Below are 20,345 nucleotides of genomic sequence, written 5' to 3' on the forward strand. Positions count from 1 at the left end.
CACCACCGCAACCTGCATGAGCAAATTGCTTGGGTGTTATATGGTCAAGCCTCACGGGCAATTAGTATTGGTTAGCTCAACGCCTCACAGCGCTTACACACCCAACCTATCAACGTCGTAGTCTTCGACGGCCCTTCAGGGGATTCTAGATCCCAGTGAGATCTCATCTTGAGGCAAGTTTCCCGCTTAGATGCTTTCAGCGGTTATCTCTTCCGAACATAGCTACCCGGCAATGCCACTGGCGTGACAACCGGAACACCAGAGGTTCGTCCACTCCGGTCCTCTCGTACTAGGAGCAGCCCCTCTCAAATCTCAAACGTCCACGGCAGATAGGGACCGAACTGTCTCACGACGTTCTAAACCCAGCTCGCGTACCACTTTAAATGGCGAACAGCCATACCCTTGGGACCGGCTTCAGCCCCAGGATGTGATGAGCCGACATCGAGGTGCCAAACACCGCCGTCGATATGAACTCTTGGGCGGTATCAGCCTGTTATCCCCGGAGTACCTTTTATCCGTTGAGCGATGGCCCTTCCATACAGAACCACCGGATCACTAAGACCTACTTTCGTACCTGCTCGACGTGTGGGTCTCGCAGTCAAGCGCGCTTTTGCCTTTATACTCTACGACCGATTTCCGACCGGTCTGAGCGCACCTTCGTACTCCTCCGTTACTCTTTGGGAGGAGACCGCCCCAGTCAAACTACCCACCATACACTGTCCTCGATCCGGATAACGGACCTGAGTTAGAACCTCAAAGTTGCCAGGGTGGTATTTCAAGGATGGCTCCATGAGAACTGGCGTCCCCACTTCAAAGCCTCCCACCTATCCTACACAAGCAAATTCAAAGTCCAGTGCAAAGCTATAGTAAAGGTTCACGGGGTCTTTCCGTCTAGCCGCGGATACACTGCATCTTCACAGCGATTTCAATTTCACTGAGTCTCGGGTGGAGACAGCGCCGCCATCGTTACGCCATTCGTGCAGGTCGGAACTTACCCGACAAGGAATTTCGCTACCTTAGGACCGTTATAGTTACGGCCGCCGTTTACCGGGGCTTCGATCAAGAGCTTCGCTTGCGCTAACCCCATCAATTAACCTTCCGGCACCGGGCAGGCGTCACACCCTATACGTCCACTTTCGTGTTTGCAGAGTGCTGTGTTTTTAATAAACAGTCGCAGCGGCCTGGTATCTTCGACCGGCAAAAGCTTACGGGGTAAACCCTTCACCTTCGCCGGCGCACCTTCTCCCGAAGTTACGGTGCCATTTTGCCTAGTTCCTTCACCCGAGTTCTCTCAAGCGCCTTGGTATTCTCTACCTAACCACCTGTGTCGGTTTGGGGTACGGTTCCCGATTGTCTGAAGCTTAGGAGCTTTTCTTGGAAGCATGGCATCAACCACTTCGTCGCCTAAAGGCAACTCGTCATCAGCTCTCGGCCTTGGGATCCCGGATTTGCCTAAGATCCCAGCCTACCACCTTAAACTTGGACTACCAACGCCAAGCTGGCCTAGCCTTCTCCGTCCCTCCATCGCAACAATCGGAAGTACAGGAATATTAACCTGTTTTCCATCGACTACGCTTTTCAGCCTCGCCTTAGGGACCGACTAACCCTGCGTCGATTAACGTTGCGCAGGAAACCTTGGTCTTTCGGCGTGCAAGTTTTTCACTCGCATTGTCGTTACTCATGTCAGCATTCGCACTTCTGATACCTCCAGCAAGCTTCTCAACTCACCTTCACAGGCTTACAGAACGCTCCTCTACCGCATCACCAAAAGGTGATACCCGTAGCTTCGGTGCATGGTTTGAGCCCCGTTACATCTTCCGCGCAGGCCGACTCGACTAGTGAGCTATTACGCTTTCTTTAAAGGGTGGCTGCTTCTAAGCCAACCTCCTAGCTGTCTAAGCCTTCCCACATCGTTTCCCACTTAACCATGACTTTGGGACCTTAGCTGACGGTCTGGGTTGTTTCCCTTTTCACGACGGACGTTAGCACCCGCCGTGTGTCTCCCATGCTCGGCACTTGTAGGTATTCGGAGTTTGCATCGGTTTGGTAAGTCGGGATGACCCCCTAGCCGAAACAGTGCTCTACCCCCTACAGTGATACATGAGGCGCTACCTAAATAGCTTTCGAGGAGAACCAGCTATCTCCGAGCTTGATTAGCCTTTCACTCCGATCCACAGGTCATCCGCTAACTTTTCAACGGTAGTCGGTTCGGTCCTCCAGTTAGTGTTACCCAACCTTCAACCTGCCCATGGATAGATCGCCCGGTTTCGGGTCTATACCCAGCGACTAAACGCCCTATTAAGACTCGCTTTCGCTACGCCTCCCCTATTCGGTTAAGCTCGCCACTGAATATAAGTCGCTGACCCATTATACAAAAGGTACGCAGTCACCTAACAAAGTAGGCTCCCACTGCTTGTACGCATACGGTTTCAGGATCTATTTCACTCCCCTCTCCGGGGTTCTTTTCGCCTTTCCCTCACGGTACTGGTTCACTATCGGTCAGTCAGTAGTATTTAGCCTTGGAGGATGGTCCCCCCATGTTCAGACAAAGTTTCTCGTGCTCCGTCCTACTCGATTTCATTGATAAGAGATTTTCGTGTACGGGGCTATCACCCACTACGGCCACACTTTCCAGAGTGTTCCACTAATCTCAAACCAACTTAAGGGCTGGTCCCCGTTCGCTCGCCACTACTAAGGGAATCTCGGTTGATTTCTTTTCCTCAGGGTACTTAGATGTTTCAGTTCCCCTGGTTCGCCTCTTGCACCTATGTATTCAGTACAAGATACTCAGCTTATGCTGAGTGGGTTCCCCCATTCAGAGATCTCTGGATCACAGTCTGTTTGCCGACTCCCCAAAGCTTATCGCAGGCTACCACGTCTTTCATCGCCTCTGACTGCCAAGGCATCCACCGTATGCGCTTCTTCACTTGACCATATAACCCCAAGCAATCTGGTTATACTGTGAAGACGACATTCGCCGAAAATTCGTACTGCCCTTTCGAGCATTCACAAATTTTACCTTAGCCTGATCACACACCAGTGAAAGTGCATGTCAGTCTATTTCTATCACATATCCGAATTTTTAAAGAACGATCTGACAAAAGTCAGAAATCAACATTCATCAACGAATGTTCATTTCTAAGTTCTGACAAGCTGTGAAGCGTGAAGCAAAATGGTGGAGCCAAGCGGGATCGAACCGCTGACCTCCTGCGTGCAAGGCAGGCGCTCTCCCAGCTGAGCTATGGCCCCGTGTATCTGCAATGGTAGGTCTGGGCAGATTTGAACTGCCGACCTCACCCTTATCAGGGGTGCGCTCTAACCAACTGAGCTACAGACCTATAACAGGGTCACGTTACAGCATCGTCTTTATACAAGTGAATCAAGCAATTCGTGTGGGAGCTCATCAGCAGGCTGATGTCTTCGATTAAGGAGGTGATCCAGCCGCAGGTTCCCCTACGGCTACCTTGTTACGACTTCACCCCAGTCATGAATCACACCGTGGTAACCGTCCTCCCGAAGGTTAGACTAGCTACTTCTGGTGCAACCCACTCCCATGGTGTGACGGGCGGTGTGTACAAGGCCCGGGAACGTATTCACCGCGACATTCTGATTCGCGATTACTAGCGATTCCGACTTCACGCAGTCGAGTTGCAGACTGCGATCCGGACTACGATCGGTTTTGTGAGATTAGCTCCACCTCGCGGCTTGGCGACCCTCTGTACCGACCATTGTAGCACGTGTGTAGCCCAGGCCGTAAGGGCCATGATGACTTGACGTCATCCCCACCTTCCTCCGGTTTGTCACCGGCAGTCTCCTTAGAGTGCCCACCATAACGTGCTGGTAACTAAGGACAAGGGTTGCGCTCGTTACGGGACTTAACCCAACATCTCACGACACGAGCTGACGACAGCCATGCAGCACCTGTGTCAGAGTTCCCGAAGGCACCAATCCATCTCTGGAAAGTTCTCTGCATGTCAAGGCCTGGTAAGGTTCTTCGCGTTGCTTCGAATTAAACCACATGCTCCACCGCTTGTGCGGGCCCCCGTCAATTCATTTGAGTTTTAACCTTGCGGCCGTACTCCCCAGGCGGTCAACTTAATGCGTTAGCTGCGCCACTAAAATCTCAAGGATTCCAACGGCTAGTTGACATCGTTTACGGCGTGGACTACCAGGGTATCTAATCCTGTTTGCTCCCCACGCTTTCGCACCTCAGTGTCAGTATCAGTCCAGGTGGTCGCCTTCGCCACTGGTGTTCCTTCCTATATCTACGCATTTCACCGCTACACAGGAAATTCCACCACCCTCTACTGTACTCTAGCTTGCCAGTTTTGGATGCAGTTCCCAGGTTGAGCCCGGGGCTTTCACATCCAACTTAACAAACCACCTACGCGCGCTTTACGCCCAGTAATTCCGATTAACGCTTGCACCCTCTGTATTACCGCGGCTGCTGGCACAGAGTTAGCCGGTGCTTATTCTGTCGGTAACGTCAAAACAGCAAGGTATTCGCTTACTGCCCTTCCTCCCAACTTAAAGTGCTTTACAATCCGAAGACCTTCTTCACACACGCGGCATGGCTGGATCAGGCTTTCGCCCATTGTCCAATATTCCCCACTGCTGCCTCCCGTAGGAGTCTGGACCGTGTCTCAGTTCCAGTGTGACTGATCATCCTCTCAGACCAGTTACGGATCGTCGCCTTGGTGAGCCATTACCTCACCAACTAGCTAATCCGACCTAGGCTCATCTGATAGCGCAAGGCCCGAAGGTCCCCTGCTTTCTCCCGTAGGACGTATGCGGTATTAGCGTTCCTTTCGAAACGTTGTCCCCCACTACCAGGCAGATTCCTAGGCATTACTCACCCGTCCGCCGCTGAATCGAAGAGCAAGCTCTTCTCATCCGCTCGACTTGCATGTGTTAGGCCTGCCGCCAGCGTTCAATCTGAGCCATGATCAAACTCTTCAGTTCAATACTGCTTGGGTTTTTAAGAAACCCTAAACTTGGCTCAGCAATCTCAAATGACTACTATGATTTCTCATGCGGCCACTTGTGATGCTGATAATCTTGGCGACTATCAAACCGTACTCACAAGCACCCACACGAATTGCTTGATTCAATTTGTTAAAGAGCGGTTGGTTGAGCGTTTCGTCTCAACCGAGGCGCGCATTCTACGCTTTCCTCTGTGTCTGTCAAGCGTTTATTTCGAAGTATTTTGCGAGAAACTCGTTCAACTTCAAACACTTGACTCGCTTGCGATCTCTCGTAGCGGGAGGCGAATTCTACAGCTTTACAACCTGCTGTCAACTGCCTTTTTCACCGCTGGCGATCTTTCGATCGAAGCCCTTGCAGCACCTCTAAAACTTCTAACTCTTTGAAACTCAAGGAGTTTTCCGCTCCAACTACGCTGGAAGTGGGGCGCATTATAAGCGCTTACAGAAACCCGTCAACCGTTAATTTCAGCTTTGTGCAATATCACTGGAGCAAGACTCTCACACCGCCCTGCCTCGCCTGCCGATCAACCGCGGAACGCGCCGCGCCACCAGCGGAACCCGCAGCAGCAACAGCAATGCGCCGATCGAGGCATAGATCGCCCACTCTTTAAGGTCCGAACGCACGATCCACAGGAAATGCAGCAAACCCAGCCCAAGAATCACGTACACCAGCTTGTGCAGCTTCTTCCAACGCGCACCCAGGCGCCGCTGACTGTAACGATTGGAAGTCAGCGCCAAGGCCAGCAAGCCGAGGAAGGCCAGCGCACCGACAATGATGTACGGCCGCTTGCGCAACTCAACGCCGAACTGCCCCCAGTCCAGGCCGAGGATGAACACCATGTAGGTGATCATGTGCAGCACTATATAAGCAAAGCTCCACAGCCCCAGTTGCCGGCGGATCACGATCCACCCCGACCAGCCTGTAAGCCGCTGCAGTGGCGTCATGCTCAAGGTGATCAACAGGAAGATCAGCGCCCCCAGGCCCAACCGGTCCATGATGATCTTGCCCAGGTCCGGGCCGAGCTGGTTGGTCGCCGCCTCATACAGCCACCAGCTGGGGAACAGGCAGCCCAGCACAAAGATGCCCAGGCGCAACCAGGGATAGCGCATCAGTAGTTCTTCCGCAGATCAAGGTCGCTGTACAACGACGCGACTTCATCGCCATAGCCGTTGAACATCAAGGTGTCGCGCACGTTCGGGCTGAACAGGCCACTCGGCAGCCGCCGCTCACGGGCCTGAGTCCAGCGTGGATGATCGACCGTCGGGTTGACGTTGGCATAGAAGCCATACTCGGTCGGCGCCAGGCGCTCCCAGGTAGTTTGCGGCTGCTCCGCCACCAGGCTGATGCGCACGATCGACTTGATGCTTTTGAAGCCGTACTTCCACGGCACGATCAGCCGCAGTGGCGCACCATTCTGGTTAGGCAGTTCACGTCCATACATGCCCACCGCAAGAATCGCCAAGGGGTTCATCGCCTCGTCCAGGCGCAGGCCTTCCACGTAGGGCCAGTCGATCAAGGCAAACGATGAGCGCTGGCCGGGCATGACTTTTGGGTCCTGCAGGGTTTCGAAACGCAGGTAGCGCGCCTTCGAAGTCGGCTCGACCTGCTTGAGCACCTGCGCCAGGCTAAAGCCCAACCACGGGATCACCATCGACCAGGCCTCGACGCAGCGCAGCCGATAGATGCGCTCTTCCAGCTGATAGGGTTTGACGAAGTCTTCCAGCGCATAGCGCCCTGGCTTGGCCACCTCGCCATCCACCACCAGGCTCCACGGCTCGGTTTTCAGGCTGCCGGCATTCGCGGCTGGATCACCCTTGTCGGTGCCGAATTCATAGAAATTGTTGTAGTGGGTGGCGTCCTTGAACGGCGTGATCGCCTCGTTCTCGACCGTCACCGCGCCCCACCGGGTAGCGCCGAGCTTGTCCTTGAACCAGCCCGGCGCGGCGCCAGGTTCGACATCGGCATAGCGCGAAGGCTCGGCGCCAAGCGCAACGCCAGGCAATGCGGCCACGGCGGCACCCGCCAGGGAAGCACCCAGCATGGTACGGCGAGAAAGGTAGATACCTTCAGGGGTGATCTCCGACGCTTTGCAGTCGGATGGACGAGCGATCTTGATGAGCATAACGGCTCCACAGTACGGGCAACTGATGTACCCGTAAGACTATGGAGCCGGAAGGTTATTCCGTCATTAAATCAACTTCAGTTTTTTTGCCGACGTACCCGCAGCAGATACTGCACCGGGCCCGACACGGCATAACCGAGGAAGATCAACAGCAGAATGCGCGGCGGGTCGCTGAATACCACGGCAAACACCAGCACCACTGCAAGGATCGCCACGAACGGCACCCGCCCACGCAGGTCGAGTTCCTTGAAGCTGTTGTACTTGACGTTGCTGACCATCAGCATGCCCGCAGCCGCCACCAGCAGCGCCACCAGGAACGACAGCTTCGAGCCCTGAATGCCGAAATCGCTGAAGGCCCATACGGTACCCGCCACCACGCCTGCCGCAGCCGGGCTGGCCAGGCCGATGAAGTAACGTTTGTCAGCAGTGCCGACCTGGGTGTTGAAGCGTGCCAGACGCAGGGCAGCACCAGCGACATAGATGAAAGCAACCATCCAGCCGACCTTGCCCATGTCACCCAGTGCCCAGCCGAATGCCAGCAGCGCCGGCGCCACGCCGAAAGCGACCATGTCCGACAGCGAGTCGTACTCAGCGCCGAATGCGCTCTGGGTGTTGGTCATGCGTGCTACCCGGCCATCCAGGCCGTCGAGCACCATGGCCACGAAAATGGCAATAGCGGCAAAGGCGAAGTACTTGCTCGCCTCGCGCGGGTCACCTGCGCTCATGGCGCTCTGCGCGCTGATCGAGCTGATGATCGAGTAGAAGCCGGCGAACAGGTTGGCCGTGGTGAACAGGTTGGGCAGCAGGTAGATACCGCGGTGACGGACCTTGCGCCCTTCGGCGTCATGCCCTTCTTCAACGTGCTCATCTACAGGTAGCAGGCTTTCGGCGTCGGAGGGCGTGTTCGGCTCTTCGGGACGTTCGCTCATGAAAATTACCTTGATTGGAAAATGTTCGATACAGGCTTGCGAAGCACAAACTGACGGCAAGCCACTGGTCGCTTTATACCAGAAGCGCGCCGCTTAAACGAAAAAACGCGGCCTAAGCCGCGTTTTTCATCTCATCGCAAAGACTCAGTTCTTGGTCTTGTCGACGATTTTGTTGGCCGAGATCCAAGGCATCATGGAACGCAGCTGCTCACCGATCACTTCGATACCGTGGGCGGCGTTGTTACGACGCTTGGCGGTCATCGATGGGTAGTTGGTAGCACCTTCGGAGATGAACATCTTGGCGTATTCGCCGTCCTGGATGCGCTTCAGAGCGTTGCGCATGGCCTGACGCGATTCGGCGTTGATGACCTCAGGGCCAGTCACGTACTCACCGTATTCGGCGTTGTTGGAGATCGAGTAGTTCATGTTGGCGATACCGCCTTCGTACATGAGGTCAACGATCAGTTTCAGTTCGTGCAGGCACTCGAAGTAGGCCATTTCTGGCGCGTAGCCAGCTTCAACCAGGGTTTCGAAACCGGCTTTGACCAGCTCGACGGTACCGCCACACAGAACAGCCTGCTCGCCGAACAGGTCGGTTTCAGTCTCGTCCTTGAAGGTGGTTTCGATGATGCCGGTACGGCCGCCGCCGACGCCTGCAGCGTACGACAGTGCAACGTTCTTGGCGTTGCCCGAGGCGTCCTGGTAGATAGCGATCAGGTCAGGGATGCCGCCGCCTTTGACGAACTCGGAACGCACGGTGTGACCTGGGGCCTTCGGCGCGATCATGATCACGTCGAGGTCAGCACGTGGCACGACCTGGTTGTAGTGGATCGCGAAGCCGTGGGAGAAGGCCAGGGTGGCGCCTTTCTTGATGTTCGGCTCGATTTCGGTCTTGTACAGAGTGCCCTGGAATTCGTCCGGGGTCAGGATCATGACCAGGTCGGCAGCAGCGACAGCCGAAGCCACGTCAGCCACTTTCAGGCCGTGAGCTTCTGCCTTGGCAACGGTAGCCGAACCTTTACGCAGACCGACAGTTACGTCTACACCGGAGTCTTTCAGGTTGCATGCCTGAGCGTGGCCTTGCGAACCGTAGCCGATGATGGCGACTTTCTTACCCTGGATGATGGAAAGGTCGCAGTCTTTGTCGTAGAAAACTTTCATGAAATACCCCTGTTAGATCTCGGCCCCTGCGGAGCCATCGCTATTTGTTTAAGTTAGACGCTGAGCACTTTGTCGCCACGGGCAATGCCGGTAACGCCGCTGCGCACGGTTTCGAGAATCGATGCAGTGCCGATCGCCTGGATGAAGCTGTCCAGCTTGTCACTGGTGCCGCTCAGTTGCACGGTATACACACTGGCGGTGACGTCGACGATCTGCCCACGGAAAATATCCGTGGTGCGTTTGATCTCGGCGCGCTGGGCGCCGGTTGCCTTGACCTTGACCAGCATCAATTCGCGCTCGATGTGCGCGCTCTCCGACAGGTCGACCAGCTTCACCACTTCTACCAGCTTGTTCAGGTTCTTGGTGATCTGCTCGATCACCTCGTCATGACCAACGGTAGTCAGGGTCAGGCGCGAGAGGGTTGGGTCCTCGGTCGGCGCCACGGTCAGGCTTTCAATGTTGTAGTTGCGTTGGGAAAACAGGCCGACCACGCGAGACAAGGCACCGGGTTCGTTTTCCAGCAGCAGGGAAATGATGTGCCGCATATCAGGTACGCTCCGTCTTGCTCAGCCACATGTCGCGCATCGAGCCGTCTTTGATCTGCATCGGGTAGACGTGCTCGGTGCGGTCAATCGCGATATCGATGAACACCAGCCGGTCTTTCATGGCGAACGCTTCTTCCAGCTTGGGCTTGAGGTCCTTGAGGCTGGTGATGCGGATACCGACGTGGCCATAGGCCTCGACCAGTTTGACGAAGTCCGGCAGCGATTCGACATACGAATGCGAGTGACGGCCGTTGTAGGCCATGTCCTGCCACTGGCGAACCATGCCCAGCACACCGTTGTTCATGTTGACGATCTTCACCGGCAGGCCGTACTGCATGCAGGTAGACAGCTCCTGGATGTTCATCTGGATGCTGCCTTCGCCGGTCACACAGGCCACGTCCTGATCGGGGAAGTTGAGCTTGATGCCCATCGCCGCCGGGAAGCCGAAGCCCATGGTGCCCAGGCCACCGGAGTTGATCCAGCGGTTCGGCTTGTTGAAGCGGTAATACTGCGAAGCGAACATCTGGTGCTGGCCGACATCGGAGGTGATGTAAGCATCGCCATTGGTCACTTCACACAGGGTTTCGATCACGGTCTGCGGTTTGATCACGCTGCCGTCGCCCTTGTCGTAAGGGAACAGGCCGCGGTCGCCACGCCATTCGTCGATCTGCTTCCACCAGGCATCCAGCGCGGCCTTTTCAGGCTGCTGACCGATTTCCTTGAAGATCGCCAGCATCTCGCTGAGCACGCTGTCGACTGGACCCACGATCGGCACGTCGGCCTTGATCGTTTTCGAGATGGACGCCGGGTCGATGTCGATGTGGATGATCTTGGCATTCGGGCAGAACTTGGCCGGGCCGTTGATCACACGGTCATCGAAACGCGCGCCGACAGCCAGGATCACGTCGGCATGGTGCATCGCCTGGTTGGCGGTGAAGCTGCCATGCATACCGAGCATGCCGAGGAACTGGCGGTCGGTACCGGGGAAGCCACCCAAGCCCATCAGGGTGTTGGTAACCGGCAGGTTCAGCGACTTGGCGATCTCGGTCAGGGTCTCGGAGCCACCACCGAGGATCACACCACCCCCGGAGTAGACGATCGGACGCTTGGCGGCGAGGATCATCTCGGCTGCCTTGCGGATCTGCCCCGAGTGACCACGTACGGCCGGGCTGTAGGAACGCAGCTTGACCTTCTTCGGATAGACGTACTCGAACTTCTCGGCCGGGTTGGTCATATCTTTTGGAATGTCGACCACGACCGGGCCAGGACGACCGGATTGCGCCAGGTAGAAGGCCTTTTTCATGACTTCGGGGATTTCCGAGGCATGCTTGATCATGAAGCTGTGCTTCACGATCGGCCGGGAAATACCGATCATGTCGGTTTCCTGGAAGGCGTCGGTGCCGACCATGGTGCTAGGCACCTGGCCCGACAGGATCACCATCGGAATCGAGTCCATGTACGCGGTGGCAATACCGGTGATGGCATTGGTTGCACCCGGGCCGGAAGTCACCAGCACTACGCCAGCCTTGCCGGTGGCACGGGCATAGCCGTCAGCCATGTGGGTTGCAGCCTGCTCGTGACGAACCAGGATGTGCTCGACTTCCGGCTCTTTGAACAGCGCGTCGTATACATGAAGGAGAGCACCGCCAGGGTACCCGTAGATGTGCTTAACGCCTTCGTCACGCAAGAAGCGGACGACCATCTCAGCGCCAGATAAAAGCTCCACGTTGTTCACCTCTAAAACGCCAGAATACCGTCCCTGATGGACGGGTCTTAATAGGTTTACTGCCAAGCAGAGCACGAGCGAACGTCAGCACTGACTGAGCAAGTATTGGGAGCGCCCCAGAGTGTTGCGGGGTTTTCCCACCCAGCGCGAGGTAACGCGTTGCGGGGTGTTACAAGTCGGCGCGGGTATGCGCCTCATGATCTGCTTAGCGGGTCTGCTTCTGGCAGTCCCTCTAAAGCGGAACCTGATTCTTGTGATTCGCCGAGGTTATGTCAAGAAAAATTATTGCCAATTTTTCCTCGAGATGAATTTGTTCCACCACGAATACAGTTCACAGCAGCAGAAAACCAAACAAAAACCAAAAAAAGAGCCGCAATCTGCGGCTCTAGTCTGAAAAAGAGCAGAAATCAGGCGGATGTGCCGATCAATTGGTCAAATTCAGCCAATAGTCGGCGCAGCTCGCGACTTTGCTCCGGGCGATCACTGAAAACCGTTTCAGCCATTACCAGAATGCCCGAGGCGTTCGGCAGCGGCTGGGCGTGTTCGAGGATGAACGCCATGCGTGGCAGGAAAATCCACTGCAGCCACTGCTCAAAGCTCATCACATCGACCGCAAACGGCGTGACACTGGCCAGTGCTTCGGCACTGGGTGCCTGCTCGCTCCACCAGCCCTGACTGCGCAACTCGTGCTCGATCAGCAGCAAATGGTCGGCGATGTCGAGAATGCGTTGCTCGACCATTACAGATTGACCCGGGCTTTCTGCCGAGCCAGAGCGGCACCGGCGCTGTCACCCTGCTTCTCACGGGCCTGGGCAATGGTGTTCCACAGCTCCGCTTGTAAGCTTGGGCGACCATTGGCGTAGGTCAGCGCGCGGCGTGCGAGTTGCTCGGCCTGGGCCGAATCACCCTGGGCCAGGCGCACCTGGGCCAGGCGGAACAGCACCTGCGGCTCGCGCGGGGCAATGCGCTGGGCGCGCTCAAGGCTCGACGAAGCGCCATTGAGGTCGCCACCGCCTTGTTGCTGCTGGGCCGTGGTCAACAGCGCCAGTACCGGGCCATCGAGCTGCTCGTCAGCCGACAGGCCGCCAGCTGGAGCGCTGCGCGGGATACCGGTAGGCGCACTGGTCGCCGCCGGTGTGCTGTTCATCGAGGCGATGTCGAACGGCTCGTCGGCAATCGGGTTGGGGTTGGTGGTAATCGGCGTGGTATCGATCGGCGCGCTGCTGATCGGCGCCGCGTTGCCAGCCGGGAAGGTCTGGATCGACGAAGCACCGGCGCCTTGCGGGATCATCACGGTCACGCCGGAGTCCTCAGGCAGCGACTGCGCCTGGCTGGTGCCATTGGCGGTAACCGGCGTGCGCTGGTTGGCGGTGACCCGCTCGCTGTTGGATACCCGGGTGCTCGAGTCGACCACCGGAATGTTGCCGCGTGGAACGCTGGCGCAGCCATGGAGCATGGCCAGCGCGGTCAAGGCAGGAAGCCACCACTTGTTCACTTGTTACCCTCTCTAAATGCGGCTACGGGCCAGTGGGTCATCCCCGCCGGCCCGCAGTGCTCAATTCATCCAACCCTTGACCCAATCCATGACCGAGTCGGCCGGTTGCTGTTCACCACCGCAGGCAGCGCCAGCGGCCGGTTCGCTGCCGCGAATATACGGCATCTGCACTGCTCCCGGACAGCTGCTGTCCGAGCCCTGCCCGCTGTATGGGTCGATCCAGGCCTGGACGATGTTGTCCGGCTGCGGCATGTCCAGTGGCAACGGGTCGGCCTTGCGCATGAAGCTGGTCCAGACCTGCAACGCACCGGTGGCGCCGGTGAACGGTGTCTTGCCGTTGTCGTCGCGGCCGAGCCAGACCACCGCCAGCAGATCCTGGCTGAAACCGGAGAACCAGCTGTCGCGCGAATCGTTACTGGTGCCGGTCTTGCCGGCCAGCGTCAGCGAGCTTGGCAGGACACTGTAGACCGAACGCCCGGTACCTTCACGCATGACCCGCTGCATGGCGTTCTGGACCAGATAAATGGCACCTGGGTCGAAGCTCTGCTGGATCTGGAACGGGTAGCGCTTGAGCGGCTCGCCTTCGGCGGTGAGCACACTGCGAATGCCGCGCATCGGCGTGTTGAAGCCACCGTTGGCGATGGTTTGGTACATGGTGGCGACCTGCATCGGCGACATCCCGCCAGCGCCGAGCAACATCGACGGGAACGCCGGCCAGTCGACATTGACGCCGAGCCGACCGATGGTCTTGAGCACGTTCGGCACGCCGACTTCCAGGCCTAGCTTGGCGGTCGACAGGTTGTACGAGTTGGCCAGGCCTTGATACAGGTAGATAGTGCCATGCGCGCGGCGGTCGTAGTTCTGTGGACGCCAGACCTGGCCATCCGCACCCTTGACCGAGAACGGCTCGTCTTGCAGCCAACTGGTCAGGGTGTACTTGCTCGGTTTTTCCAGTGCACTGAGGTACACCGCCGGCTTCACCAGCGAGCCGATCGGGCGTACTGCATCAATGGCGCGGTTGAAGCCGGCAAAGCCGGACTGGCGGCTGCCGATCAAGGCCTGGACTTCGCCGGTTTCCGGATTGGTCACGACCATCGCCGACTCGACCGCATCCGAGCCCTTGCGCCCGGCCAGACGCTTGAACGTCTCGCTCATGGCAGTCTCGGCCTTCATCTGCAGGATCGGATCGAAGCTGGTGAAGATGCGCAGGCCTTCTTCGGTCAAGTCTTCGTCTCGGTAGTCCTGGCGCAGCTGACGCTTGACCAGATCAAGGAAGGCCGGGAACGAGCTATCGGCGAGGCTGCCGCGCTTGGTCACGCCCAGTGGCATTTTCTTCGCCGCGTCGACTACTTCCTGGCTGGCCACACCCTGCTCGGCCAACAGGTCGAGGACCAGGTTACGGCGCACCAGCGCACGCTCAGGCGAGCGCCGCGGGTTGTAGTAGGACGGGCCCTTGACCATGCCCACCAGCAAGGCGATCTGGTGCAGTTTGAGCTCTTGCAGCGGCTGGCTGAAGAAGAACTGGCTGGCCAGACCGAAGCCGTGCACGGCACGTTGGCCATCCTGACCGACAAAGACCTCGTTGAGGTAGGCCTCGAGAATCTCGCGCTTGTCGTAATGCATTTCGAGCAATACGGCCATCATCGCTTCGGTCAGCTTGCGCGTCAGGCTGCGCTCGCTGGTCAGGTAGAAGTTTTTCACCAGCTGTTGAGTCAGGGTACTACCGCCCTGGCGCATGGCGCCGGACGAAGTGTTGACCCAGATCGCCCGGGCGATGCCCTTGGGTGACACACCAAAGTGGCTGTAGAAGTCGCGGTCTTCGGTGGCAACCAGGGTTTCCAGCAGGTACGGAGGCACCTGATCGATCTTGATCAGGATGCGATCTTCGAGGTTTTTCGGGTAGATGCCGCCGATCATCAGCGGCTCGAGCCGGACCACATCGAGCTTGCCACCATTGGCGCCAGTCATGCCGGCCACATAATCGCCCGAGAAGCGCACACGCACGAACTGCGCAGGTTCCAGGCCTTCATAGAATTGGAAGCCGCGGGTGTTGAGGTCGACATTGTTGCCGTTGACCGACGCCGCGCCTGGGCCATTGGCCGCGGTTTCACGGCGGTAGCCAAGGGCGTCGAGCTCAGTGAGGAAGTCGTCCTTGCTCAACTTCTGGCCGACGAACAGCTCCAGCGGCCGGGCATACACCTTGGCCGGGATGGTCCAGCGCTTGCCGGAGAACTTCTCCTGGACGATGGCATCGAGGTAGATAGCAAAGCCGGCGAGCAGCACCAGGCCGACCAGGCTCAGTTTGAGAGCCCAGCCCAGCCAGACGCGCGAGCGACCAGGCGAGCGTTTTTGCGCAGTACGGGAATTTCGGGATCGAGTCATGGCGGCGGATTATACGCACTTTAATCAAGGCAGGCCCGGCGGTATGCAGGGACGGCACCATTGACCATAATGGCGCATTCGAATTCCCTTATCCCGGAAGGATTGCCCGTGAGCCAAGCCCTCATCAGTGCCCTGCAGAACCCCGCCCTTTACCCGCACCCGGTCAGCGGCTTCCAGCTTATCGAGACGCACATCTCCTGGGTCCTGCTCACCGGTGAGTACGCCTACAAGATCAAGAAACCGATGAACTTCGGTTTTCTCGACTTCACCGGCCTCGACCAGCGTGAACACTTTTGTAACGAAGAACTGCGCCTGAACCAGCGCCTGACCGACGACCTGTACTTGGACGTGCTGCCGATCACCGGCAGCGCCGAGGCGCCGCAACTGGGCGGCGCAGGTGCACCGATCGAGTTCGCCCTGCGCATGCGCCAGTTCCCCCAGAGCAACATGCTCAGCACGCTGCAGGCCAACGGTGAACTGACCGCCAGCCACATCGACCAGATGGCGCGGCAGATTGCCGAATTCCACCAGCAGACGCCAAAAGTCGCCGCCGAGCAGCCATTCGGCACCCCGGACAGCGTGATGGCACCGGTCGAACAGAACTTCGAGCAGATTCGCCCGTTCCTCAGCGACAAGGCCGACCTGCAGCAGCTGGACAATCTGCAAGCCTGGGCCCGCAGCAGCTTCGACCGCCTGCATGGCCTGTTCGAGGCGCGCAAGCGTGACGGCTTCATCCGCGAATGCCACGGTGACATCCACTTGGGCAATGCCACGGTGATCGACGGCAAGGTGGTGATCTTCGACTGCATCGAGTTCAACGAGCCATTCCGCATGACCGATGTCTGGGCTGACACCGGCTTCCTCGCCATGGACCTCGAAGACCGTGGCCTGAAGTGTCTGGCGCGGCGCTTCGTCAGCCAGTACCTGGAACTGACCGGCGACTACCAGGGCCTGGAGCTGCTCAACTTCTACAAGGCCTACCGCGCCCTGGTGCGGGCCAAGGTCGCCCTGTTCAGCATGCCGGCCGACGCAGATGGCGTGCAGCGCGCCACCACCCTGCGCACCTACCGCAACTACGCCAACCTGGCGGAAAGCTACAGCGCCATCCCTTCACGCCTGCTGGCGATCACCCATGGCGTTTCGGCTGTGGGCAAAAGCCACGTGTCGATGCGCCTGGTCGAAGCACTGGGGGCGATCCGCGTGCGCTCCGATGTCGAGCGCAAGCGCCTGTTCGGTGAACAACTGGCTCAGGCTGCCGGCCAACTGCAAGGCGGCATTTACGCCGAAGATGCCAGTGCCGCTACCTATAAGCGTCTGCATCAACTGGCCGACGTGATTCTGCGCGCGGGCTTCCCGGTGGTGCTCGACGCCACCTACCTCAAGCGCGAACAGCGCCAGGACGCCGCCAGCGTCGCCAACCAGACCGGGGTGCCATTGCTGATCCTCGATTGCCACGCGCCGGATGCGGTCATCGAAAGCTGGCTGGCACAGCGTCAGGCTGAGCAGCTTGACCCTTCCGACGCCACCCTTGAAGTGGTCAAGGCTCAGCAGGCCAGCCGCGACCCGCTGGACGATCAGGAGCTGCGCGACAGCACCCGCGTCGACACCCAGCAGGGCGCCGCCATGGACGCCGTGATCGAGCAGATTCGTCAGCGCCTGCCCGGCCTGTAACATCTCCAAAGCGCGGGGCAGCAATTGCCCTGTGCTGCCCTGCCCGCCGCGCACGGCGGGCTTTGCGGGCGAATTCGCCAACCCCCGCTACACTCCTGTCTGACCTGCTCACGATTTTCGATATGCCCCCGTTCAGCCATCGCAAGGAGGCTCGATGAACGATGAGTTGCAGCACCTGAAAAATCTCGGCAAGACCTCTGCGCAGTGGTTGCATGCGGTCGGCATCCACAGTGCATCCGACTTGCGCAGGCTCGGCGCGGTCGGCGCTTATCAGGCAGTGAAGAGTAGAGGCTTTCGCGCGTCCAAGGTCCTGCTGTATGCAATCGAGGGGGCGTTGCTCGACATGCATTGGAATGATTTGCCGGCCGAACGCAAGGAAGCTCTGAATCAGCAGCTGGACGCAAAATGCACGCTGCAGAAAAATCTTAAATAAATTGCAGCGAAGGGATTGACGTAGAAATGAGAATCGTTATGATTATCACAACTGGTCGCGAGACTGGTTGGGTAATTTGAAAGACCTTGGTTCGGACTCTCAGATTATCTCCTCATCAGGCTAATCACGGTTATTGACCCGGCTTTTTGCCGGGTCTTTTTTTGCCTGCGATTCGGGCTCAAGCGCCGCCGCTAGCCGCGGATGATCAGTGCTGGCTGCGTAACTGGGCGCAGTAGTCCTGCTCTGGCAGCGCCGCCGTAAACCAGACATAGTCGGCCATGCCCGGCTGCACTTCGCTGCCGACTTCGGCCAGCAACAAGACTTTGCTCGCGCCCTTGGCGCCGAGATCAGCCAAATGCAGCGGCACGCCGAGGTCGTTGCGCACGTGGGCACTGCCGGCGAACAGTAACGCCGGTTGCGCTGCCGCCAGCAACCGCTCGGCGATACGCCGGTCGCGTTGCTGCTGCACCGCGAGCATTGCCGGCAACTGGCTTTCAGGCAGCAGCCCGCAGTGCCCCTCACGCACTTGCTTGAGCAGTTCGGCTTTGACAGCAGGCGCACTCGAGCGCTGGCCACTCAGCGCAGCAGGCTGCCGGTAGGCCTGGCGCATTTCGCTGGTGGACAGATTGGCCGCCAGCAGCGGGGTCGACTGCTGCAACGCCTGGCGCACGATCGGGCCGTACAGCGCCCAGTCCCAGCCGTCCTGCCAGGCCAGGGCTTTGGCCAGGTCGGCCGGCAGTTGCGCAGCGCCAGCCACCGCGTCGACCCGCGCCTGCTGCTCGGGCTGGAGCATTTCCAACAGCAGGCTGCCTTGCGCTCGGCGCGCCTGCAGCGCCTTTAGCAGCCACAGCTGCAGCGCGTGGTGATCAGGGTTGTCGTGCTTCTCTCCAACCAGCACCCGCGGCGCCTGCGCCAACTCATCCAGCAGTTGCTCAGGGCTGAGCAGGCGGCCACTGGCGAGTTCGCGAATCTGCCCCAGTTGTGCACTGGTGCGGCCCTCGCTGGCTTGCCAGACGGGCAGCGGCGGCAGGCTGGCCTGTCGCGCCTGACAGCCGCCAAATACAACCAGCAAACCAAGCAACAACAGACGACAGATCATGGGCAAGCTCCTTAGCGCATGATGATCAGCGGGTGGCCGCGTTCAGGATGATCCTGCACCAGCACATCGATGCCGAACACAGCCTTCAGCGCCTCTGGCGTCAGGACCTCGCGCGGACTGGCCAGGGCGTGGCAACAGCCGTGCTCGAGCAGCATCAGCTGGTCACAGTAGCGCGCGGCCAGGTTCAGGTCATGCAGGATTACCAGTACCGCCGCGCCGCGGTCGGCAAAGCTGCGCACGGCCTGCAAGGTGGTGTGCTGGTGCAGCGGGTCGAGCATCGAGGTGGGTTCATCGAGCAGCAGCGTCGCGCCCGCCTCGCCTGGCCATAATTGCGCCAGCACCCGCGCCAGATGCACACGCTGGCGCTCACCGCCCGACAACGCCAGGTAACTGCGCGCAAGCAGGTGCTGGGCATCTGCGGCGTGCAGCGCAGCTTCGATGATCTCGCGGTCACGCTGCTGGCCGCTGGCATGGGGCAAGCGGCCAAGACCGACCACTTCTTCAACGCGAAAGGCAAAGCCAAGGCTGGACACCTGCGGCAGCACCGCCAATTGCCGTGCCCGCGCCTGCCCGGCCCATTCGGCCAGGCCCCGCCCGCCAAGGCGCACCTGGCCCTGGCTGGGGATCAGTTCACCACACAGCGCGCCGAGCAGGCTGCTCTTGCCAGCGCCATTGGGGCCCAGCACACCAAGGATCTGCCCAGGCTTCACGCTCAGGCTTATATCGTGCAGCACTTCGGTGCTACCACGCTGCAAGTGCAGGCCTTTGGCTTCGAGCATCAGTGGCGCCCCTTGAGCAGCAACAGCAAAAAGAACGGCGCCCCAATGAACGCAGTAACGATGCCGATCGGCAGTTCGGCGGGCGCCAGCGCCAGCCGTGCGACCAGGTCAGCGAACAGTAGCAGCGAGCCGCCGGCAAGCAATGAAGCGGGCAGCAGCAGCCGGTGATCAGGCCCGGCCAGCAGCCGCACCAAGTGCGGCACCACCAGCCCGATAAAGCCGATCAGGCCGGCGGCGGCCACTGCTGCGCCTACGCCCAAGGCCGTGCAGAACACCAGCTCGCGCTTCAGTGACTCGACCTCGACGCCCAGATGCCGCGCCTCCGACTCGCCCAACAGCAAGGCATTGAGTGCCTGCGCCCGCCTGGGCAGCCACAGCGCCACGGCGAGGGTCACCACCAGCAACGGCCACAGCCGGGCATAGCTGGCGCCGTTAAGGCTGCCCAGGTTCCAGAAGGTCAAGGTGCGCAGGGTGGCGTCATCGGCCAGATAGGTGAACAAGCCCACTGCCGAGCCGGCCAGGGCAGTCAGCGCGATACCGGCCAGCAGCATCGTGGCGACATTGGTTTGACCGTCACGCCGGCCCAGCCGGTAGACCAGCGCGGTGACTCCAAGGCCACCGGCAAAGGCACATACCGACAGCAGATACGGCGCAAACCACTCCGGGATACCGCCCAGCCAACTGCCGCCGACAATCGCAATAGCGGCGCCGAGCGCAGCACCGCTAGCCACGCCGACCAGCCCCGGGTCCGCCAGCGGGTTGCGAAACAGGCCTTGCATGGCCACTCCGGACAACGCCAGCACGGCGCCCACCGCCAGCCCGAGCAAGGTCCGCGGCAGGCGGATCTGCCCCAGGATCAGCTCGGCCTGCTCCAGCCCATCAGCGGCAATCGGCACGCCGAGCAGGCGCAAGCCGGCGCGCAGGGTATCCAGCAATGGCAGGCTGACCGGCCCCAGCGCCAGCGACAGCCATACTGCGAGCAGGCAGAGCAGGCTCAGACCGATGAACAAGGTGCGC

The 20,345-nt window shown here is 59.1% G+C and carries 15 protein-coding genes, 2 tRNA genes and 2 rRNA genes; 3 read left to right on the forward strand and 16 right to left on the reverse strand.

The window, feature by feature from the left end; translation table 11 throughout:
• Positions 1-40: 40 nt before the first annotated feature.
• The 4 genes from CXQ80_RS20020 to CXQ80_RS20035 all read right to left on the reverse strand — a co-directional run bounded on the left by CXQ80_RS20020 (position 41) and on the right by CXQ80_RS20035 (position 4,962).
• Positions 41-2,933 (reverse strand): 23S ribosomal RNA (locus CXQ80_RS20020).
• 240 nt (positions 2,934-3,173) lie between these two features.
• Positions 3,174-3,249, reverse strand: a tRNA-Ala gene (locus tag CXQ80_RS20025).
• Between the two features lie 12 nt (positions 3,250-3,261).
• Positions 3,262-3,338, reverse strand: a tRNA-Ile gene (locus CXQ80_RS20030).
• Positions 3,339-3,425: 87 nt separating this feature from the next.
• Positions 3,426-4,962, reverse strand: a 16S ribosomal RNA gene (locus CXQ80_RS20035).
• Together the 16S and 23S rRNA genes with 2 tRNA genes alongside form the textbook arrangement of a ribosomal RNA operon.
• 50 nt (positions 4,963-5,012) lie before the next feature.
• Between CXQ80_RS20035 and CXQ80_RS24770 the strand changes: the two genes are divergently transcribed.
• The gene (locus tag CXQ80_RS24770) at positions 5,013-5,369 is read left to right on the forward strand and encodes a hypothetical protein (RefSeq protein ID WP_157831767.1); all 357 of its coding nucleotides are present in this window, start codon (positions 5,013-5,015) and stop codon (positions 5,367-5,369) included.
• Positions 5,370-5,483: 114 nt separating this feature from the next.
• Here CXQ80_RS24770 and msrQ read toward each other — a convergent pair whose 3' ends face one another.
• The 9 genes from msrQ to mrcB all read right to left on the reverse strand — a co-directional run bounded on the left by msrQ (position 5,484) and on the right by mrcB (position 15,346).
• The gene (gene msrQ, locus CXQ80_RS20040; protein WP_101322122.1) at positions 5,484-6,095 is read right to left on the reverse strand and encodes a protein-methionine-sulfoxide reductase heme-binding subunit MsrQ; all 612 of its coding nucleotides are present in this window, start codon (positions 6,093-6,095) and stop codon (positions 5,484-5,486) included.
• On the reverse strand, positions 6,095-7,108 hold the full coding sequence (msrP, locus tag CXQ80_RS20045; protein WP_101322123.1) for a protein-methionine-sulfoxide reductase catalytic subunit MsrP: 1,014 nt from the start codon (positions 7,106-7,108) through the stop codon (positions 6,095-6,097). The genes msrQ and msrP overlap by 1 nt, the downstream gene beginning before the upstream one ends.
• A 77-nt stretch (positions 7,109-7,185) precedes the next feature.
• Positions 7,186-8,037: a CDP-diacylglycerol--serine O-phosphatidyltransferase gene (gene pssA, locus CXQ80_RS20050; protein WP_101322124.1), complete on the reverse strand. Its 852-nt coding sequence runs from the start codon at positions 8,035-8,037 to the stop codon at positions 7,186-7,188.
• Positions 8,038-8,181: 144 nt separating this feature from the next.
• Entirely contained in the window at positions 8,182-9,198 is a 1,017-nt protein-coding gene (gene ilvC / locus CXQ80_RS20055) for a ketol-acid reductoisomerase (RefSeq protein WP_101322125.1), read from the reverse strand.
• 53 nt (positions 9,199-9,251) lie between these two features.
• Positions 9,252-9,743: an acetolactate synthase small subunit gene (gene ilvN, locus CXQ80_RS20060; protein ID WP_101322126.1), complete on the reverse strand. Its 492-nt coding sequence runs from the start codon at positions 9,741-9,743 to the stop codon at positions 9,252-9,254.
• 1 nt (position 9,744) lies between these two features.
• Positions 9,745-11,469 carry an acetolactate synthase 3 large subunit gene (locus tag CXQ80_RS20065; protein ID WP_101323108.1) on the reverse strand — a complete coding sequence of 575 codons (1,725 nt, stop codon included), beginning with the start codon at positions 11,467-11,469 and terminating at the stop codon, positions 9,745-9,747.
• Positions 11,470-11,876: 407 nt separating this feature from the next.
• Positions 11,877-12,209, reverse strand: a complete 333-nt coding sequence (locus CXQ80_RS20070; protein WP_101322127.1) for a YqcC family protein — start codon at positions 12,207-12,209, stop codon at positions 11,877-11,879.
• Positions 12,209-12,964 carry a M48 family metallopeptidase gene (locus CXQ80_RS20075; RefSeq protein WP_101322128.1) on the reverse strand — a complete coding sequence of 252 codons (756 nt, stop codon included), beginning with the start codon at positions 12,962-12,964 and terminating at the stop codon, positions 12,209-12,211. The genes CXQ80_RS20070 and CXQ80_RS20075 overlap by 1 nt, the downstream gene beginning before the upstream one ends.
• Positions 12,965-13,024: 60 nt before the next feature.
• The gene (gene mrcB / locus CXQ80_RS20080; RefSeq protein ID WP_101322129.1) at positions 13,025-15,346 is read right to left on the reverse strand and encodes a penicillin-binding protein 1B; all 2,322 of its coding nucleotides are present in this window, start codon (positions 15,344-15,346) and stop codon (positions 13,025-13,027) included.
• 108 nt (positions 15,347-15,454) lie between these two features.
• Between mrcB and CXQ80_RS20085 the strand changes: the two genes are divergently transcribed.
• Entirely contained in the window at positions 15,455-17,017 is a 1,563-nt protein-coding gene (locus CXQ80_RS20085; protein ID WP_101322130.1) for a bifunctional aminoglycoside phosphotransferase/ATP-binding protein, read from the forward strand.
• Between the two features lie 154 nt (positions 17,018-17,171).
• On the forward strand, positions 17,172-17,450 hold the full coding sequence (locus tag CXQ80_RS20090) for a TfoX/Sxy family protein (protein ID WP_101322131.1): 279 nt from the start codon (positions 17,172-17,174) through the stop codon (positions 17,448-17,450).
• 205 nt (positions 17,451-17,655) lie between these two features.
• On the opposite strand, the gene CXQ80_RS20095 is transcribed toward CXQ80_RS20090, so the two are convergent.
• From CXQ80_RS20095 to CXQ80_RS20105, 3 genes are read right to left on the reverse strand one after another with little or no spacing between them, the layout of a single operon-like run.
• Positions 17,656-18,549 (reverse strand): ChaN family lipoprotein, encoded by an 894-nt coding sequence (locus CXQ80_RS20095; RefSeq protein ID WP_101322132.1) that lies wholly within the window; start codon positions 18,547-18,549, stop codon positions 17,656-17,658.
• Positions 18,550-18,560: 11 nt separating this feature from the next.
• Positions 18,561-19,328, reverse strand: coding sequence for a heme ABC transporter ATP-binding protein (locus CXQ80_RS20100; protein WP_101322133.1), 768 nt, complete (start codon positions 19,326-19,328; stop codon positions 18,561-18,563).
• On the reverse strand, positions 19,328-20,311 hold the full coding sequence (locus CXQ80_RS20105) for an iron ABC transporter permease (RefSeq protein WP_178080846.1): 984 nt from the start codon (positions 20,309-20,311) through the stop codon (positions 19,328-19,330). Before CXQ80_RS20105 ends, CXQ80_RS20100 begins: the two co-directional genes overlap by 1 nt.
• Between the last annotated feature and the right edge of the window lie 34 nt (positions 20,312-20,345).

This window comes from Pseudomonas sp. 02C 26, assembly GCF_002843585.1.
Taxonomy (GTDB): Bacteria; Pseudomonadota; Gammaproteobacteria; order Pseudomonadales; family Pseudomonadaceae; genus Aquipseudomonas; species Aquipseudomonas shirazensis.

Bases quoted from the DNA above. Each gene is read 5' to 3' on its own strand.
- ilvN (WP_101322126.1), bottom strand. From the start codon at position 9,743: ATGCGGCACATCATTTCCCTGCTGCTGGAAAACGAACCCGGTGCCTTG.
- CXQ80_RS20095 (WP_101322132.1), bottom strand. From the start codon at position 18,549: ATGATCTGTCGTCTGTTGTTGCTTGGTTTGCTGGTTGTATTTGGCGGC.
- mrcB (WP_101322129.1), bottom strand. From the start codon at position 15,346: ATGACTCGATCCCGAAATTCCCGTACTGCGCAAAAACGCTCGCCTGGT.
- msrP (WP_101322123.1), bottom strand. From the start codon at position 7,108: ATGCTCATCAAGATCGCTCGTCCATCCGACTGCAAAGCGTCGGAGATC.
- CXQ80_RS20100 (WP_101322133.1), bottom strand. From the start codon at position 19,328: ATGCTCGAAGCCAAAGGCCTGCACTTGCAGCGTGGTAGCACCGAAGTG.
- ilvC (WP_101322125.1), bottom strand. From the start codon at position 9,198: ATGAAAGTTTTCTACGACAAAGACTGCGACCTTTCCATCATCCAGGGT.
- pssA (WP_101322124.1), bottom strand. From the start codon at position 8,037: ATGAGCGAACGTCCCGAAGAGCCGAACACGCCCTCCGACGCCGAAAGC.
- CXQ80_RS24770 (WP_157831767.1), top strand. From the start codon at position 5,013: ATGACTACTATGATTTCTCATGCGGCCACTTGTGATGCTGATAATCTT.
- CXQ80_RS20090 (WP_101322131.1), top strand. From the start codon at position 17,172: ATGAACGATGAGTTGCAGCACCTGAAAAATCTCGGCAAGACCTCTGCG.
- CXQ80_RS20070 (WP_101322127.1), bottom strand. From the start codon at position 12,209: ATGGTCGAGCAACGCATTCTCGACATCGCCGACCATTTGCTGCTGATC.
- msrQ (WP_101322122.1), bottom strand. From the start codon at position 6,095: ATGCGCTATCCCTGGTTGCGCCTGGGCATCTTTGTGCTGGGCTGCCTG.